Origin of the sequence: Swingsia samuiensis, from assembly GCF_006542355.1 — a bacterium.
Lineage (GTDB): Bacteria > Pseudomonadota > Alphaproteobacteria > Acetobacterales > Acetobacteraceae > Gluconobacter > Gluconobacter samuiensis.
The window spans coordinates 578,354-594,961 of record NZ_CP038141.1 but is presented as its reverse complement, the minus strand read 5'-3'; the positions used below and the strand labels follow the sequence as shown (position 1 = coordinate 594,961).

The window sequence follows — 16,608 nt, the reverse complement described above, 5'->3', positions numbered from 1 at the left end:
CTTAAGGGGTAACCTTTATGTCACATCCAATTTCTGAGGTGGCTAAGGACCGCCTGCCTCACTGGAAACGGTTTGATGCAGACTGGTATTTAGCTCGTTACCCAGAAATTGGGGAGTGGATGCGTGAAGAAGGGTATGATGATCTTCACGCATTCTATTTGAACGTTGGTCAGCGTTATGGGCACTCACCGAACCGCTATTTTGATGAACTCTGGTATCGGGATTTTTATGATGATGTCCGGCGGGATCTGATCCAAGAAAAGTGGAGGTCAGGGTTTGAGCACTATTGCGAAGAAGGGTATAAAAATCATTCAGCGCATTGGTTGTTCGATGAAAATGAGTATTTACGTCGTTATCCTGAGCTCAACTCCCATAGTTTAGCAAAAGAGGGCTTCCTGAATGGGTATGATCATTATTTAAGCAAAGGTGAAAGTGAAGGGTTTGTAGGACATCGTTTCTTTGATGAACGTGTTTGCGCTGAGCTGTCATTACGCTTTCCAGAATACTTTAATGGTCACAACGGTTTATTTTCAGCGTGGCTGGTTTTGCCTCAGCATATTGCTGATGCTGGGCGCGTTTCTTGGTACTTTGATCCTGTCTGGTATTTGGAGCGTTACCCAGAGGTTCGGAAGGAGATAGAGGAAGGGAATTATAGCTCTGCTCTTCATCATTATCTGACGAATAAAACTCCACGTCAGTTCGACCCCCAGGCGTTCTTTTCGGAAGAGCATTATGCCACCGCCCATCCAGATATCGCTGGTAGTTTAGACATGGGGGCCTTTCGAAATGGTTACGAGCATTTTGTGCATTTTGGCGCATATGAAGGGCGTTCGCCGCATGCAGATGTACCACTTAAAGAATATTTAGAGCTCCCTGCTGTTCAGCGGGATGTTAGAAATAAGATATATACAAGCGGTTTTTCACACTGGGTTGCGTCTCACTCTCATCCTGAAAAGAAGAATGATTGGATGAGTGCTCCAAGGATTGATGAGTACCAATCACGACGACTGTTTGAAGCTGAGGCTGAAGCCTTATTACCTGTTATCGCCCATAAGCCGTTGGATTTCTCTGTTTCTGGTGTGCCAGAACTGAGTGTTATTGTTATCGTGCATAACCATATTGCTTTAACGATGCAGGCTCTTGCCTCTTTGCGGGCAAATTATGCTGGGGCTATGCAATTAATCATTATTGATTCTGGCTCTCATGATCAAACAACTCGCTTACCAGAGTTGGTTAAAGGAGCACATATTGTAAGATATCCGTATAATATTGGATATCTTGAAGGGTGTAACCACGCCCTAAAAGATGTACGTGCGCCATTTGTCCTTTATTTGAATAATGACGTACGTTTGTATCCTGATGCCATTTTGCATGCTTTGCGGCGGTTACGCTCTGAAGCGGATATTGGGGCGGTCGGAGGAAAACTGATCCGAACCAATATGAAGCTTCAGGAAGCCGGTTCAGTAATCTGGCGGAATGGGATGACATATGGATATCGGCGCGAAGATGATTCAACGATTCCTGAAGTAAGCTTTCGTCGAGATGTGGATTATTGTTCTGCCGCTTTTTTAATGGTCAGAGCGCCATTGTTGCGAGAGTTGGGTGGGTATGATGAACGTTATCGCCCCGCTTATTTTGAAGATACAGATTTGTGCGTCCGTATTGAGAAGGCGGGCATGCGGATTGTTTATGATCCATCTGTTGTGGTGGAGCATTTAGAGTTTGGTAGCTCGGGGAGTGGTGGTTCTCATACGTTAATACAGATGAATTGGCGTAAATTTTCTCGTATTCATCAGGAATTTTTACGTCATCAACAACCTCAGCATATTTCTAATGCTGTGAGAGCACGAGAAAGACGCTCTGATAAGAAACATATTTTGTTTATTGAAGACCGGATTCCTTTGCGCCGTCTGGGCTCAGGGTATGTGCGGTCGAATGATATTGTTCGTGAAATGGTTCGGTTGGGATATCAGGTTTCTGTGTTTCCGATGCTTCCACGTGAGCAAAGTATGTTTGATTTGTTAAGTGACTTTCCTGATACGGTAGAGCTACTTGAAGGGCATGATTTATCAACATTTTCTGAGTTCATTCAGGAGCGAGCAGGCTATTACGATGTAATTTGGGTTGGTAGAACGCATAATATGGCTCGCCTACTCCCCATTTTAAATGCAGTTAGTCGTTATCTGCCAGCGAATGGAAGTATTTTGGATACAGAGGTTATCGCAACGCCTCGGACCTTGGAGAAAATTAAAGTCCTTGATTTGGAGAAGCCTGACCGTACGTTTGATGAGATGCTTCGAGAGGAGTTGGAAAGCGCTTATTATAGCCAACAAATTGTGACTGTTACGGAAAGTGATGCTTCTTTAGTTAGGCATGCGGGCTATGAGAATGTTTCGGTTCTAGGGCATGAAATGCGTGTTCATCCTACGGCTGCGCCTTTTGAAGAACGCAAGAATATTCTTTTCTTAGGCGCCCTTCATGATGTGGATGCACCTAATTATGATAGTTTGAAGTGGTTTGTGGATGAGGTTTTGCCTTATTTGGATAACTTACTTCCACCAGATGTTCGGTTCACTATTGCGGGGTTTGTACACCCTTCTGTTGATATAAGTGTTTTTGCTCGGCACCCAAGAGTTGATGCTGTAGGGGCGGTAAAAGATTTATCACAACTTTTTAATCAGCATCGTGTTTTTGTAGCGCCAACTCGTTTTGCTGGCGGATTGCCTTTTAAAGTGCAGGAAGCAGCTGCTTATGGGTTACCTATGGTTGTGACAACTTTGCTGCAAAAACAGGTGAACTGGGAAGATGGAAGGGAACTTTTAGCCGTCTCAGCAGCTGATCCAGAAGGATTTGCATCAGCTGTTGCGCGTGTCTATCAAAATGGAGAGGTTTGGCAGTTGTTAAGGAATGAAGCATTGGAAGCAATTAAAAGGGATTGCTCTCCAGAGCGCTTTAGGCAAGATTTGTCTAATATTCTGCAAAATTGTATTGTTTAATGTGGCGGATGGGATAGGTTAAAAACAATGGAAAAACCAGGAGAGGCTATGTCGAACGAAGTGAAAGACCATCCGGTGAAGAAGACAGGGCAGAAACTCTCTGGGCGTGTTCTTGTTTGCAGTGGTGGGCGTTATGAAAGCCAAGCCAATGCTCAGATCCGTGAGTCCATTATGGATGGTTGGGCTGAATGCTTTGGCGAAGAAAATGTTGTCGCTGTACACATTTCAGCGGCTGCTTCATCTATTCAGATTATGAAGCCGACCATTGTTTTCGCTATTGGATCATATTTGCCAGAGAGCACATACTTTGGCGAAGTCTGTAGAGAAGCTAAGAAAATAGGGGCTGTTACCGTATTCTGGGCGACAGAAGATCCCTATGAGCAAGATGCAAACTATCGCGTCACAGATGACTTTGATGTGGTTTTCTCATGTGATCGTTGGGGGCATAATTTTTACCAACGTGATCGGGTTTTTCATCTTCCGTTGGCAGCAAGTCCGAAATTGCATTATATGCCGATTGAAGAGAATGTTGAAAAAACAATCGACGTTCTTTTCTGTGGTGTAGCGTTTACAAGCCGTAAGGATATTGTTCGTAATCTTCTTCCTGTGTTACGGGATTTGAATATTAAGATTATTGGACCAGGTTGGGCTGAATTGGGGATTGGTTTTTCTGATGCCCGGATAGAAAAATCTCAACTTGTAGAGCTTTATCGTCGGTCAAAGCTGGTTTTAAATTTGGGACGTTCCTTGCATTTTGAGAATAAGCGTTTCGTAATTGCGCCGTCTACCCCAGGCCCTCGGACGTTTGAAGCGGCTTTAGCAGGAGCCTTTCAGGTTTTCCATGAAGATACCTATGAATTGAGACGTTATTATTCTAAGGACGAAATCCCTGTTTTCTCTAATCGTGTTGATTTTGAGAGAATTGTAGAGACGTATCTTGGTAATGATAAATTGCGTTTTGAGATGAGTAAAAAAGCTCAAGCTCGTACGCAGGCGGAGCATTTGTATAGCCACCGTATTAAACACGCATTGGCTGTTCTGCAGTCCGAAGGTGTTTTAAAATCAGATTGACGTAGAAATCAGAAGAAAAAAGGCCGGGTTTAATCCCCGGCCTTTTTTTGTGGGTGGCGAGTAAATATACCCGCTACATTAGAAATTTATTTAGGTTGTGGTCCTAAAATAATTTCCGCCATATCAGCCGGGCGGATCCATTTTTGGAAAGCAGATTGGATCTGTTGAGGTGTCATATCATAAATAGCGTGGGCTGCTTTTGCCGGCGCATCTAATGGTAGCCCTACATCAACTAGCGTAAGGTATGAGTTGGCTAACGCACTGAAGCTTGCACGCATCATTGGTTGTTGTCGTAAGAGAGAAGCCTTCGCTAAATTTAAACTTTCGTCCGATACTAAAGAATTGCGCATATCTTCTAAGTCTTTAAGCGCAAGGCTGCGTGCTTTATTAACTTTGTCTGGGTCTGTTCCAAAGCTGATTTCAAAAGAGCTCCTTGTTTTGGTGTAATCTATATCGCTATCTGCATTGTAGACGTATCCTGTATGAACGCGAAGATCTTGCATGAGGCGAGACGAGAAGCCATTGCCTAAAATTTCGTTGCCCACGGCAAGAGCGTGTCGGTCTGGGTCTGTTACATTTAACCCAAGAGTTTCGACCAGTTTAACATCATCTTGAGAGCGCCCTGGATCAGCAATCACAGTATGAGAAGCTTTGCTTAAAGGCACAGGAGGAAGATCAACGTTTGGTGTCGGTCCTTCGGAGTGCCAAGGTCCAAAGGCTTTTTCAATTTGTTGATGAGCGTCTTCTGGAGAAATGTCTCCGACCACCACAATAGTTGTGAGGTCAGGGCGATACGTCTGAGTATAGTAAGATTTTACATCATTAAGAGTAATTTTTCTTAATGTAGCAGGGGTTGCTTCTCTTAACGTAGGGTCATTTGCAGGCACGAGAGCTTGGTTGATTGCTCTGCTAAAGTGATAGTGCGGAGATTGGAGTTCTCCTGCGCGTGCTTGGACTGCTTCCATTTGTGTAATGCGGAAGGCTTTTTCCGGAAAAGCGGGATGCATTTCATGGTCAGCGAGAAGGGCAAGGCCTTTACTGAATTGCGAGGAGAGCGTGTTTAAACTGAAGCTTGGGCCTGCATTTTCGTCGGCAGAAATGTCATCCAATGCACGTGCTAAGGCTAAGCGATCATAGGATGTGCTACCATATAGAAACATTTCAGCGGTTAGGCTCGAAACACCTTCCTTGCCAACGGGCTCCTGAAGATCTGGTTCTTGGCGAATATGACCGAGCAACTCAATGGTATGGCTGACATGTTCAGGCTGAACAAGCAGATGTAAACCGTTTGATAATGTAAATGTGGCAGGTTGTGGTGCTGGAGTAGGAATATTTAAACGGGAAAGTGCTTTTTGAGCCCATTCCGGAAGGGTTACTTTTCCAGTGGGGGGGGCGCTGAAAGATTCTGTGCCGCCATATCCTTTTGCTTCGAGAGCTTTTCCCTTATCGTTAGGGGTTAATACGGCTGTGATAGCATGCTGTGGGTCGAGAAGAGTTTTAGCAAGTTGATCCACCTGCTCTTTGGTCACGTTATGAAAGGCCGCAATCATATCTTCTGGGCTATGAAGATGTTGAACTGCTGTGGCTTGAGACCAGTTTTCGGCCAGTTCGGAAATACTGTTTGCGTTAAATTCGAGAGAAGCAATTTCTTTTTGTCGTGCAGCTTCGATCAGTTCTGCTGGAATACCATTTTTACGGAAATTATCCATTAAAGAAGCTACGGTTTGTTGAAGCGGTGCAGGATTGGCTCCTTTGGGGAACCCTGCGTAAGCAACTGCCAGTCCTGCTTGAGCTTCTGGATCATACATGAAGCCGGCATCCAGGGCTTTTCCGTCTGGGACGAGAGCAAAAAGAGCACCGCGCTGGCTTGCTATAGCATCTGACAGGAGCATGGCTGCAGCATAATTAGGATCACGTTGACCGGGCATTCTCCATGCCATGGTGACGAGGCCAATCGGCAGGTCCGTATCGAGAGAGAGTGTTTGAGCTTTTGCAGGCGTTGGAGTGACGACTGCGCGCGGAGGTAGTTTGGTCGCAGGAATAGTGCCAAAAGCCGCTTTGACTTTATTCAGGGCGTCTGTTGGGTTGACGTCCCCTGTAATGATGAGGGTAGCATTATTAGGCGCATACCAAGTATCATAGAACTGCTTTAACAAAGGAGCGGTGGTTGCATCAAAAGAAGATTGTGTTCCTAAAGCATCATGCTCATAAGGTGTGCCTGCGTATAAGGCTGCTCTGATTTGAGACATGTAACGATAGATGGGGCTTGAAAGATCTCGAGAGACCTCTTGTTCAATGGCTCCTTTTTCATGAGCCCATTCTTTTTCGGTAATATTTAACCCGCGCATACGGCCTGCTTCAATACGAAGCAGAACATCGAGATCATCTGCGGGGGCTTTAAAATAATATTGCGTTACGTCAGATGTCGTATCGGCATTTTCATGGTTGCCGAGTTGAGCGCCAATAGTAGAAAGTTGGTCGCGTGATAGGGTTCGTGATCCGTTGAACATCATATGCTCAAGAGCATGGGCCGTTCCGGGGAAGCCTTTGGGCGCGTTAATTGACCCTGTTTCATAGTTCAACATGGTTTGAACGACAGGGGCTAGCTTATTTTGAATGATAATAACCTTAAGGCCATTTTCAAGAGTGGCTCTTGTTACGTTCGTTGTTGGATGAGCCGAACTCGTTTGGTGTTGAGGCGTATTGGCATAGCTGGGGCTGTAAAGAGCTGTAGAGGCTAATAAAGTTGAGGCTGCGAATAAGACGCTACGCCCTAAACGAGAGAAAGCATACATAAAATGAGTTCCTGAGTTATAACGTAAAGCTAGTAAAACGTGTGGAGGAGTATGTGTCTACTTATAAAGTGTGTTTGCAAGATTAAGAAAAAATCATAAGGGAAAACGAAGAATTGATGAAACGGCAAGCGACGGTATGACACTTACAAAAATAGATGGCTGGATAATAGATTATGTGTTTCAGCCTATTGCAAACCGCCTCCCTCAACCGATGGGATGTATTCATTTAGGGGTGAGCTTTTTGCTTGGTTCATTATTGCTAACCGGCTTAGCTTTTATTCTTCCTTTATTTGTATTCGGCGTAGGTTTTAGCCAAATTATTAGTGACCTTTTAGTTTGGCTTATTAATTTTAGTTTCTTTCTGGCTGTAAAAAGAATGGTTTCCGTTGTACGGCCGGGGTTATTGAACCCTTTACGCCCTTCAATGTTTGGGGTGCGCCTGATTTCTTTGGGGTTTGCTGTGTACCAATTAATTTGTGGGTGGTCCGGCGAAGGTATTCTGTGGACTATTAACCATATTATATTGTTTTCTCAGGTTACATTTGTTGTTGGGCTATATTTTATTGCTTGCCAACCAAATTTTCCGAAAAGAAAAACATCGGAAGAAAGAAATACAGTTATAGAGGGAGCATGGTAAAACGGTATCGTTTTACTTTCGTTCCGGTAGGCATATTACTGTAAGAGATAGGGGGTTGGGGTAAATGAGTGATCTGGCTCGATTTGAATTTTTTATAACGGTAGTTTCTGTCATCCTCACTTTAGCACTTGTAGCTAAATATTTGCGTTTGCCTACATCGGTTGCGTTTATTGGGGGTGGGATCTGTATGGTGGCTCTGCCTTGGGTTCCCAATATAACGATCGATCCAGACCTTATCCTTGTTATGTTTTTGCCTCCCCTTTTGATGTCAGGAGCCTACTTTACTGTTTGGTCATCTTTTCGAGAAAATCTATTAGGTATCCTACAGCTCGCGGTGGGAGCCGTTTTTTTTACGACATTGATTGTAGGCGTTGTTACTCATTTTCTGGTCCCTTCATTGCCTTGGTCTGTATGTTTTGCATTAGGAGCAATTTTGGCTCCCCCAGATGCTGTGGCGGCCAAGAGCGTTCTAACGCAGGTAAAGTTACCAGAGCGGTTAACAACATTGATGGAAGGCGAAAGCCTTTTGAATGATGCCAGCAGTTTGGTGATTTATCGTGTGGCGATATCTTCCTTTTTAACAGGAACGTTTTCGATTGTTCATGCGACCATTTCTTTTGCAGTCCTTTCAATTGGCGGTTTGCTTTTAGGTGGGGTTCTTGCGTATTTTTTTATTTTAATTTTACGGCGTATTTCAGATCCATTGATTGTAATTTGTCTTACACTTTTAGGCCCTTGGATGGCTTATATTATTGGAGACCGAATTGGGGTTTCTGGTGTTATGGCAACGGTCACAATGGGGCTGATGTTCGGATGGCGCCAGCATGATATTTTTGGAGCCCGAACCCGTGTAGAAGCTGGATCATTCTGGGCATTACTTATTTTTCTAATGGAAGCTTTGATCTTCGTGACGATTGGTCTTGGCTTGCGTAGCGTTTTCAGTATGGGGGGGAATTTATTCGCGACAAAAACCGCACTATTTACCGCGGTAGCAGGTGTGATTTTAGCAACCATCGTCGCACGTTTTTTGTGGGTGTATGCTGCTGTGATTGTCTCGAAACTCGTTTCGAAAATATTTAAACTGAATTGGACATTCTCTCATGATGAGTGGAAACATGCCACCATTATTGGTTGGACTGGCATGAGAGGAGTGGTCAGCCTTGCTGTTGCTCTTTCCACTCCAAGTAATATGCCGGGCAGAGAGTTTGTTCTTTTATGTGCTTTTGTGCTGATTTTGATTACCGTTGTTGGTCAAGGAACTACGCTAGGGGTCCTTATCCGGTGTTTAGGCATAAAAGACGCACAGGATGATAAAAATTCGTTGTTGAACATCGCACAAGCTCGTTTGAAAATGGCTTCTGCTCAAAGGGAAGAAATAGAAAAATTAGCCATTTCTCCCACAGGGAAAGTTTTACATCCTCGCTTACTGGAGCAATATCGTTTTAGAGAAAATGCAATTAAGCGGTATAATGAACAGCCCAGTGTTTTTCAGCCTGAAAAAGAAGCTCATTATCAGACGTTGTTGAAGATTGTTGCAAAAGGAAGAGAAGAACTTCTGAAGTTGCATAAAGCCGGTCGCATACATGATTCAGTTGTAAGGCAACTGGAATATGAATTGGATTTACAGGAGATGAGCGCCGAAGTGAGCCATCGATAAAAAAACATTAGAATTGGTATAGAGAATATCTGTACCAATTCTTTTAACCCTATATAAAAATATAAAATAATTGCTTTTTTGCTCTTGTCTAAAAAAAGAAATGCGTCTACACACAGCTCACGGTTCTGCGGGCATGGTGGAATTGGTAGACACGCCAGATTTAGGTTCTGGTGACGAGAGTTGTGGGGGTTCAAGTCCCTCTGCCCGTACCACTAAAAATCCTTAAAAATATATTCTGTAATACTTGGCTTTAAGCCGGTGTTATTTCCATGGGCTTATAAGACTAAGCCTGAGAGCCTATTATAAAATAAATAAGCTCTCAGATTGGTTGTTAGGAACGTTTTTCCTTTAATGCTTTGAGAACATCCTCAGGGCGCATGGGCATATGTCTTAGACGAATGCCGACCGCATTGAACACAGCATTCCCAATCGCGGGAGCAATAACAGCAACACCAGGTTCTCCCAAACCTGTGGGAGGAGCTGTATTTTCAATAAACTCAATGTCCATTGCAGGAACATCGCTAATACGTAGTGGCGTATAGGTATTTAAGTTACGGTCTTTAATGGTGCCATGAACAATTTCAGATCCTTCAAAGAGAGCCATACTTAACCCCCACAACGCAGCTCCTTCTGTTTGAGCAAGAGCTCCGCCAGGATCGACGATGGTACCCGCATCCATAACGATCCAGATTTTTTGACAGGTAATAACACCTGTTTTCTCGTCCACATGGACTTGAACTGCGCCCGCAGTCCATGTGGGCATAGCACGTTCCTGACCAAAGCTTGTTGCAATGCCGATCGCTGTATTCTTAGGGAAAGTATTTTTACCGTAGCTAATTTTTTCAGCGAGCTTTTGTAATACAGCGGCTTGTCTTTTGGCGCCACCAACCGCGTTCGGGGCTGTCCCTTTATTCCGTCCTGTTGCAGTGAACATGGAAAGACGAAATTCAAGAGGGTCTTGATGGGTCAGGTGAGCCACTTCATCAATAAAAGATTCTAAAGCCCATGGGGTCCATCCAGCACTTACAGAACGGAGCCAACCGGGGCGGAAGGTTTTGTTTGCTAGATCGTTGGTGATTGCCCGCAGGTGGAGGGGCCCCATATCATACCAATGGTCAGCGCCAGCAAGAGCGAATTGGTCATATGGTTTTCCATCAACGCCTTTTTCCATGAAAGCTGATGCCATAATCAAGGTGGGCCAACCTGCTGTTACGGCATAATCCATAGCAACAATTTTCTTTTGTGGCTCATCCAGTGCAACCCGAATGGTTTGAAGAGAAGGGGAGCGGATCGAGTCAAACGCCATATCATCGGAGCGCGTAAGAATGAGTTTTACAGGGGCTCCACCTATTGCCTTTGACGTAAGGACCGCTGGAATGGAATAGTCCCCGTTGAGCCGCCGGCCAAAGCCACCTCCAAGGAGGTAGGTTCGCATGACAATATTTTGCTCTGAGGTTTGCAGTGCCTTCGCGAGCAAAGGCAAAACAAGAGACTGCCATTGGCTGCCTGTGTGGATTTCCCACATATTGTCGTGATAGCGCGCAACAGCATTAACAGGTTCAAGCTGATAATGAGCAACGGAAGCACAGGTGTAACTACGTTCTATGACATGTTTTGTATGAGAGAGAGTTTCTAAAGCACCCTCATCATTGAATACCTTTGTTCCGGTTGTGGGATCTTTGATGAGGCTACGACCATGTTCGATAATATCATGCTCAGAAACGGTGATAGCAGAACCGACCATCCATTCTACGTTTAATGCATCTGCTGCACGAATGGCTGCTGGATAGCTCTTTGCTAGAACCACAACCCATCCAGAAACAGTATGAGAGGGGTCATCTAATATAATATAACGAATATAGCCTGGGACTTCTTTTGCTTTTGTATCATCGATAAACTCGATAGTTGCGTCATAGCGTGTTGGAGGGATTTTTGGCCGCGCATAAACCATTCCCTCTAATTTGACATCAATACCGTAAACGGCCTGACCTGTGGTCTTCGTAGGAATATCCAGCGCATCAACAGGCTTGCTGATTAACCGATGTTCACTTGCGGGTTTGAGAGGAAGTTTTGCCATTTCATCGGGTGAGAAATGACGTGTTGGCTTAGCGCGGGCAACAATTTCTCCGTAAGAAATTTTGTTGTTTTTGTAAGAAATAATGCTGTTTCGTGCCGTGCACTGGCTAGGAGGAGCACCTAAAAGTTTTGCGCCTTCCTCAAGCATAATCGTGCGGGCAGCTGCGCCAGCTTGGCGGAAAATATCCCATGTGCTCCAAACGGACCAAGAGCCACCCGTAACATATTTTCCGGCCCATTTGGGAGAGGTGTCGACTTCTGTAATCTTAATATGATTCCAGTCCGCTTCCATCTCATCTGCGATAATGCGGGCTAAAGAAGTTCCAACATGTTGCCCCATCTCTGCACGGACGATATTCACATTAATGGAGCCATCTGGGCTGATAGAACACCATATATTAGGTTCAAACGCGCTTTCAGGAGGAAGATTAGCGTCTGGGAAAGAAACAGCAGCACGGGAATTGCGGGCAAAACCAAACATCAGTCCCGCACCTGCCGCTGTCATTAAAAAGCTGCGGCGTGTTTGCAGGCTTTTATCAGATTTACGTGCGATTTGTTCAATTTTAGCCATTTTCTGAACTTCCATGCTGCTGAGCGGCGGCTTCTTTAATTGCTTTGCGGATCCGAATATAAGTCATGCAGCGGCAAAGACTGCCTCCCATGACACCATCAATTTGTTCATCCGTTGGTGTTGGGTAATCTTTTAACAAACTGGCAGCTTGCATGATTTGCCCTGATTGGCAGTAACCACACTGTGGGACTTGTTGTTTGCGCCATGCGATTTGTACCACATGGTTTCCCTCAGGATCGAGCCCTTCAATGGTTGTAATGGCAGCTCCGGCGACAGAGGATAGCGGTGTAATGCATGAACGTGTGGCGCGCCCGCCAACATGCACCGTGCAGGCACCACATTCACCAATCCCGCAGCCGAACTTTGTGCCGGTCAGGTTTAGTTCGTCTCTCAAAACCCATAAGAGAGGTGTGTCATCAGGGGCATCAATCGTAACGGGATGATTGTTGATTGAAAATTGAGTTGGCATGTGAAGAAATCCCTTTGATGGCCTGAATTAGTGAGAGGCGTTGATCGGCGGGGCGGGGAGTGATGCACGAATGCGTGCAGCTGTTTGCTCGAGATTGTTCCAAGGCGGTAATGTGGTGCGTGTGCGGCGCAAATAAGACGCTATTCGTGCCATGTCATGGTTGGAAAGGGCTGCGTAGAAGCTAGGCATGGCCACATCTTTTTGCCCTTCTCCAGCACTAATGCCATTGAGCATGACTTGGAAGAGATTAGTGGGGTCATCCAACCAAAGCGCACTGTTAAGGGCAAGCTCAGGACGGCCAAGAACAGGTTGTGGACCAGAATTGTAATGGCACGCGCCACAAGCACTTTGGAAAAGACGCGCATCAGGATCATGCGTTTGTGGTCCTGTCAGATCTTGGCCTGACATATTCATAGCGCGTTTAATCATTGCATCCTCATTGCCATCGCGTTGAGCGGATTGGTCTAAGCTTGCAAAGTAATACGCTAACGCTTCAACATCTTCTTTCGGCGCTTGGGAGAGATAATGATGCGGAATGTCGGACATAGGCCCTGCGGCTGAGCCATGCAGTGGAGCAACTCCCGTACGAAGGTAGGCAAAGAGCTCTTTCTCAGTCCATGGGGTTGGGGTGGGGTTATGTTGGTTTAAAGGAGGTGCGTCCCATCCATCGACGGAGCCTCCAGCATATTGATGGTTTAGTTTTTCAGCCCCTAAAAGGTTGCGAGGGGTATGGCATGCTCCACAATGAGAGATGCTTTCAGCAAGATAGGCTCCACGGTTCCATTTTTTATCGTGCTTGGGGTCATATTGATAACGTTGAGGTGTGAAGAAAAGGAGTTTCCACCCTGCCTGGCTTATCAAACGGACATTTAAAGGAAAAGGAACGGTATTGTTCCGAGGTTTCTGATGGACGGCTGGAATGCTCATGAAATACGCGTATAGATCAGCCACATCCTTATCGGACATTTTGGTAAAGTGATCAAACGGGAAAGCCGGATAAAGTTGGCTGCCATCCCGTGCTATACCGTCATGCATAGCCCGGCGGAATGCGGCTAAAGACCATTTTCCGATCCCAGTGTCAGGATCTGGGGTTAGGTTTGAACTATAAATGGCGCCAAAGGGTGTTTCCATGCGGTAGTCCCCCGCGAACACAGGCCCTCCGTTGAGGTCTTTTCGCGTATGACATTCAGCACAGAAGCCCTCTGTAGCAATAATTTTGCCGTGCTTAATCGTATCTTCTGAGAAAGAATGTGGATCAGGACGAGAGATTGGGGCAATTGCGGGGTGCCATGCATAAGCAAGAAAGATAACACCTGCCAAGACCCCAAAACTAAGGATACTGATGCCAAAAACAAAGGTAATGATTCGTTTGAGCATTCGTGTGTGTCCTGACCCTAGTTTTAGACGCTCTGTTCGTATTAAAAGCTGTATAGCAACTCTTTTTATAGAATAAAATAAGAGATGAATATATTCGGATTGAAAATATGGTTAAATACGAATTGCAATATGATCTATTATATATAACGTAGATTTGATTTTCTTGCGATTGATAAAGAAATTTGTGATTATTTTAAGGTGATAGAATAAATGAGGATTCATCAATATAATCTAAGAATATTTTCTTTTTTCTTTATGGTGTTGGCTTTCATTTTATCACTTATTTTAGGAAGATATTCCTTATCAATAGAAAGGGTTATTTCTGTTTTTTTGAGATTGTTTCATCTTGTTAAAGAACAGGACCCCATTGCGGATGCCATTGTCTTGCAGGCTCGACTACCTCGTTTAATTGCGGCTTTTTTGGTAGGGGCGGCTTTGTCGTGCGGGGGAGCAACCTATCAGGCTGTTTTTCGCAATCCTCTCGTCTCACCAGATTTGCTGGGTGTTTTGAGTGGCGCAGCCTTTGGTGCAGCTATTATGATTGTGAAAGGGGAGCACCTTATAGGGGTTGAGATAGGTGCATTTGGCGGCGGTATTTTGGCCGTTGGGAGTGGTCTTTTGATTGCTCGTTTGGTTCCAGAAGGAGGAATATTAACTCTTTTAATGGGGGGCTTGATTGCGAATGCAATTTTTACAGCACTTTTATCTATAATTAAATATTTAGCTGATCCTCAGGATCAGTTGCCTGAAATTATTAATTGGTTGTTAGGCTCATTGTCTCAAGTAAGATGGGATGAAATTCGACTTTTAGTATTGCCAATTCTAGGTGTTATTTTTGTTTTAATAAAAAAAGCGTCTTTGCTGGATGTTTTAGCATTGGAAGATGATGAGGCGAGAAGCTTAGGACTTTCGGTTGGGAAGGTACGGTTTTTCTTTATCGCCTTAGCCACGCTGGGCTGTTCGTTAACGATTTCGATGGCTGGAATGATCGGATGGGTTGGTTTGTTGGCTCCTCATGTCGCACGTATGCTTACAGGCGGAGAACATCGTCAGATGATGCCGGTATGCGCAATGTTGGGGGCGGGTGGTGTGATGATGGCAGATACTTTTTCGCGTTGTTTGACAGCTGGCGAAATTCCTTTGGGAATTATTACAGAACTATTGGGATCTACAGCATTTATTGCCGTCCTTTATCAGCATAGGAAAACAATAGGATGAGATCGGTCCTGTTGGAATGTCGTCATCTTACATTTCAGAGAGGGAAATCTTCTCCAATACTTTTAAAAGGTTTGGATTTATCTTTTTCCTCTCGGGAATTAGTAGGCATTTTTGGTGTAAATGGGGCTGGAAAAACAACCTTGTTAAGGGTGTTGGGGGGTATGATCAAACCGACACAAGGGCAAGTTTTGTTAAGCAACAAAGATATGAAAGAGTGTCTTTTATCTGAGATATCTAGACATATTGCCTATGTTCCACAGATGCAAAGGCATTATTTTCCCTATTCTGCACGCCGAATGATTGAATTGGGGCGAGTGCCTCATTCAGGGCTTTTAGCCCGCATATCCACGGAAGATGAAGATATAGTTCAATCTGTAATAACCCGTTTAGGGTTGGAGAGTGTAAGTCAAAAAATGATGATGGAGCTTTCGGGAGGGGAGCGACAGAAGGTTATTTTTGCCCGTGCTCTGGTACAAAACACCCCCATCCTTTTATTGGATGAACCGATGTCAGGGTTGGATTACGGGGCGCAGTATCAATTTTTGAATCTATTAGCCGAGCTTATGAATGAAGGCCGTTTGATTATTATGACTTCTCATCGCCCAGAAGAATTGCTGCCTTATGGGACACGGGCTCTTATCTTGGAGCAAGGGATTATACGTGCTGACGGCGACGTGCGATCTGTTTTGACCGCCGAAAATCTTTCGCACCTGTATAATATTCCTATGCAACACATAGATCATGGTAAAAATCGCTTGTTTTATTATCAGGATTTTCAAAAATGAGGCTTCTATCGTTATTAGGGGCGTTGATCTTATTCTTTGGCTTTGCATCTGAAGGGTACGCTAAACCGCCTCAACGTATTGTAGAAGGATGGTATGCGCATAATGCGGTTTTGATTATGCTGGGAGCGCAGGACCACATTGTTGGCACGGTGGCCAATCCTTCGGTATTGCCGTGGATGTTTCATTTTATTCCATCCCTGCGGCAAGTAACATCACTTTATTTTGGTCAGTTAAATACAGAAGAGCTGCTTGGTTTGCGACCAGATGTTGTTTTTATTCCGCAGACGAGCCGACAAGTACAGGCCTTGCGTAACAGTGGATTAAATCTTGTTGAGCTTGGCTTTAATCAGATGAATGGTTTATTAGATTGTATTGATAATACGGCAACAATACTACAAACGACATTCGCCGCCCGGCGTGCGCAAATGTATCGTTCTGCTTTATTGGACGAAGTAACTCGGGTTCATGTCGGTGCGAATAGACCTAAAGTCTTGCACATTGAGTCTCTTCAACCGTTACGCGTTGATGGGAAGCAAACTATTATTGATGAATGGATACATATTGCCGGTGGAAAAAATGCTGCTCAAGATTTGGTCGGGAATAAGAAGCCTGTCTCTCTTGAGCAGATATTAAATTGGCAACCTGATATTATTATTATCGGTGCGAATGCTGGTGATGTAACGCTTCTTGCAAAGAATGGTCTTTGGTCTCAGATTTTGGCGGTGAAGAACAAACGTGTTTACCGCAATCCAACGGGTCTCTTCCCTTGGGATCGATATGGTCCGGAACTATTGCTTCAGATTGAATGGGCACGTCAAATCGTCCAAACTGGAGCCGTGGATGAAAAGGACATTACCCAAAAAGTGATAGCATTTTATAAGAAATTTTATGGTATTTCGTTAACCCAAAATGATGCTCTCCGCATGATGCACGCCTTGCCACCACAATAATTTTTC

At 44.6% G+C, this 16,608-nt stretch carries 11 protein-coding genes and 1 tRNA gene; 8 read left to right on the top strand and 4 right to left on the bottom strand.

Translation table 11 applies throughout. The annotated features are described in order from the left end of the window. The first annotated feature begins 17 nt into the window (after nucleotides 1–17). Both E3D00_RS02810 and E3D00_RS02805 read left to right on the top strand, forming a co-directional pair. Nucleotides 18–2,996 (top strand): glycosyltransferase, encoded by a 2,979-nt coding sequence (locus tag E3D00_RS02810; protein ID WP_141459756.1) that lies wholly within the window; start codon nucleotides 18–20, stop codon nucleotides 2,994–2,996. 48 nt (nucleotides 2,997–3,044) lie between these two features. Beyond that, complete coding sequence (locus E3D00_RS02805) at nucleotides 3,045–4,067, top strand: CgeB family protein (RefSeq protein WP_141459754.1); 1,023 nt, start codon at nucleotides 3,045–3,047, stop codon at nucleotides 4,065–4,067. A gap of 86 nt (nucleotides 4,068–4,153) precedes the next feature. Here the strand turns inward: E3D00_RS02805 and E3D00_RS02800 are convergent, their stop codons facing one another. Further along, entirely contained in the window at nucleotides 4,154–6,862 is a 2,709-nt protein-coding gene (locus tag E3D00_RS02800) for a M16 family metallopeptidase (protein ID WP_141459752.1), read from the bottom strand. A 136-nt stretch (nucleotides 6,863–6,998) separates the two neighbouring features. On the opposite strand from E3D00_RS02800, the gene E3D00_RS02795 reads away from it, so the two are divergent. From E3D00_RS02795 to E3D00_RS02785, 3 genes are all read left to right on the top strand, one after another. Further along, nucleotides 6,999–7,499 (top strand): hypothetical protein, encoded by a 501-nt coding sequence (locus E3D00_RS02795; RefSeq protein ID WP_141459750.1) that lies wholly within the window; start codon nucleotides 6,999–7,001, stop codon nucleotides 7,497–7,499. Between the two features lie 64 nt (nucleotides 7,500–7,563). After that, a complete protein-coding gene (locus E3D00_RS02790) occupies nucleotides 7,564–9,156 on the top strand; it encodes a cation:proton antiporter (protein WP_141459748.1) in 1,593 nt (530 codons plus the stop codon). A gap of 127 nt (nucleotides 9,157–9,283) precedes the next feature. Beyond that, a tRNA-Leu gene (locus tag E3D00_RS02785) sits at nucleotides 9,284–9,368 on the top strand. Nucleotides 9,369–9,487: 119 nt separating this feature from the next. Here E3D00_RS02785 and E3D00_RS02780 read toward each other — a convergent pair. The 3 genes from E3D00_RS02780 to E3D00_RS02770 are packed head-to-tail and all read right to left on the bottom strand — an operon-like array spanning nucleotide 9,488 to nucleotide 13,649. Next, nucleotides 9,488–11,803, bottom strand: coding sequence for a xanthine dehydrogenase family protein molybdopterin-binding subunit (locus E3D00_RS02780; RefSeq protein WP_141459746.1), 2,316 nt, complete (start codon nucleotides 11,801–11,803; stop codon nucleotides 9,488–9,490). Then, nucleotides 11,796–12,272, bottom strand: a complete 477-nt coding sequence (locus E3D00_RS02775; RefSeq protein ID WP_141459744.1) for a (2Fe-2S)-binding protein — start codon at nucleotides 12,270–12,272, stop codon at nucleotides 11,796–11,798. Before E3D00_RS02775 ends, E3D00_RS02780 begins: the two co-directional genes overlap by 8 nt. A gap of 27 nt (nucleotides 12,273–12,299) precedes the next feature. Then, nucleotides 12,300–13,649 (bottom strand): cytochrome c, encoded by a 1,350-nt coding sequence (locus E3D00_RS02770; protein ID WP_141459742.1) that lies wholly within the window; start codon nucleotides 13,647–13,649, stop codon nucleotides 12,300–12,302. Between the two features lie 210 nt (nucleotides 13,650–13,859). On the opposite strand from E3D00_RS02770, the gene E3D00_RS02765 reads away from it, so the two are divergent. From E3D00_RS02765 to E3D00_RS02755, 3 genes are read left to right on the top strand one after another with little or no spacing between them, the layout of a single operon-like run. After that, nucleotides 13,860–14,867, top strand: a complete 1,008-nt coding sequence (locus tag E3D00_RS02765) for a FecCD family ABC transporter permease (RefSeq protein WP_141459740.1) — start codon at nucleotides 13,860–13,862, stop codon at nucleotides 14,865–14,867. After that, the gene (locus E3D00_RS02760) at nucleotides 14,864–15,652 is read left to right on the top strand and encodes an ABC transporter ATP-binding protein (protein WP_141459738.1); all 789 of its coding nucleotides are present in this window, start codon (nucleotides 14,864–14,866) and stop codon (nucleotides 15,650–15,652) included. Before E3D00_RS02765 ends, E3D00_RS02760 begins: the two co-directional genes overlap by 4 nt. Then, complete coding sequence (locus E3D00_RS02755; protein WP_141459737.1) at nucleotides 15,649–16,602, top strand: ABC transporter substrate-binding protein; 954 nt, start codon at nucleotides 15,649–15,651, stop codon at nucleotides 16,600–16,602. The genes E3D00_RS02760 and E3D00_RS02755 overlap by 4 nt, the downstream gene beginning before the upstream one ends. The last annotated feature ends 6 nt before the right edge of the window (nucleotides 16,603–16,608 follow it).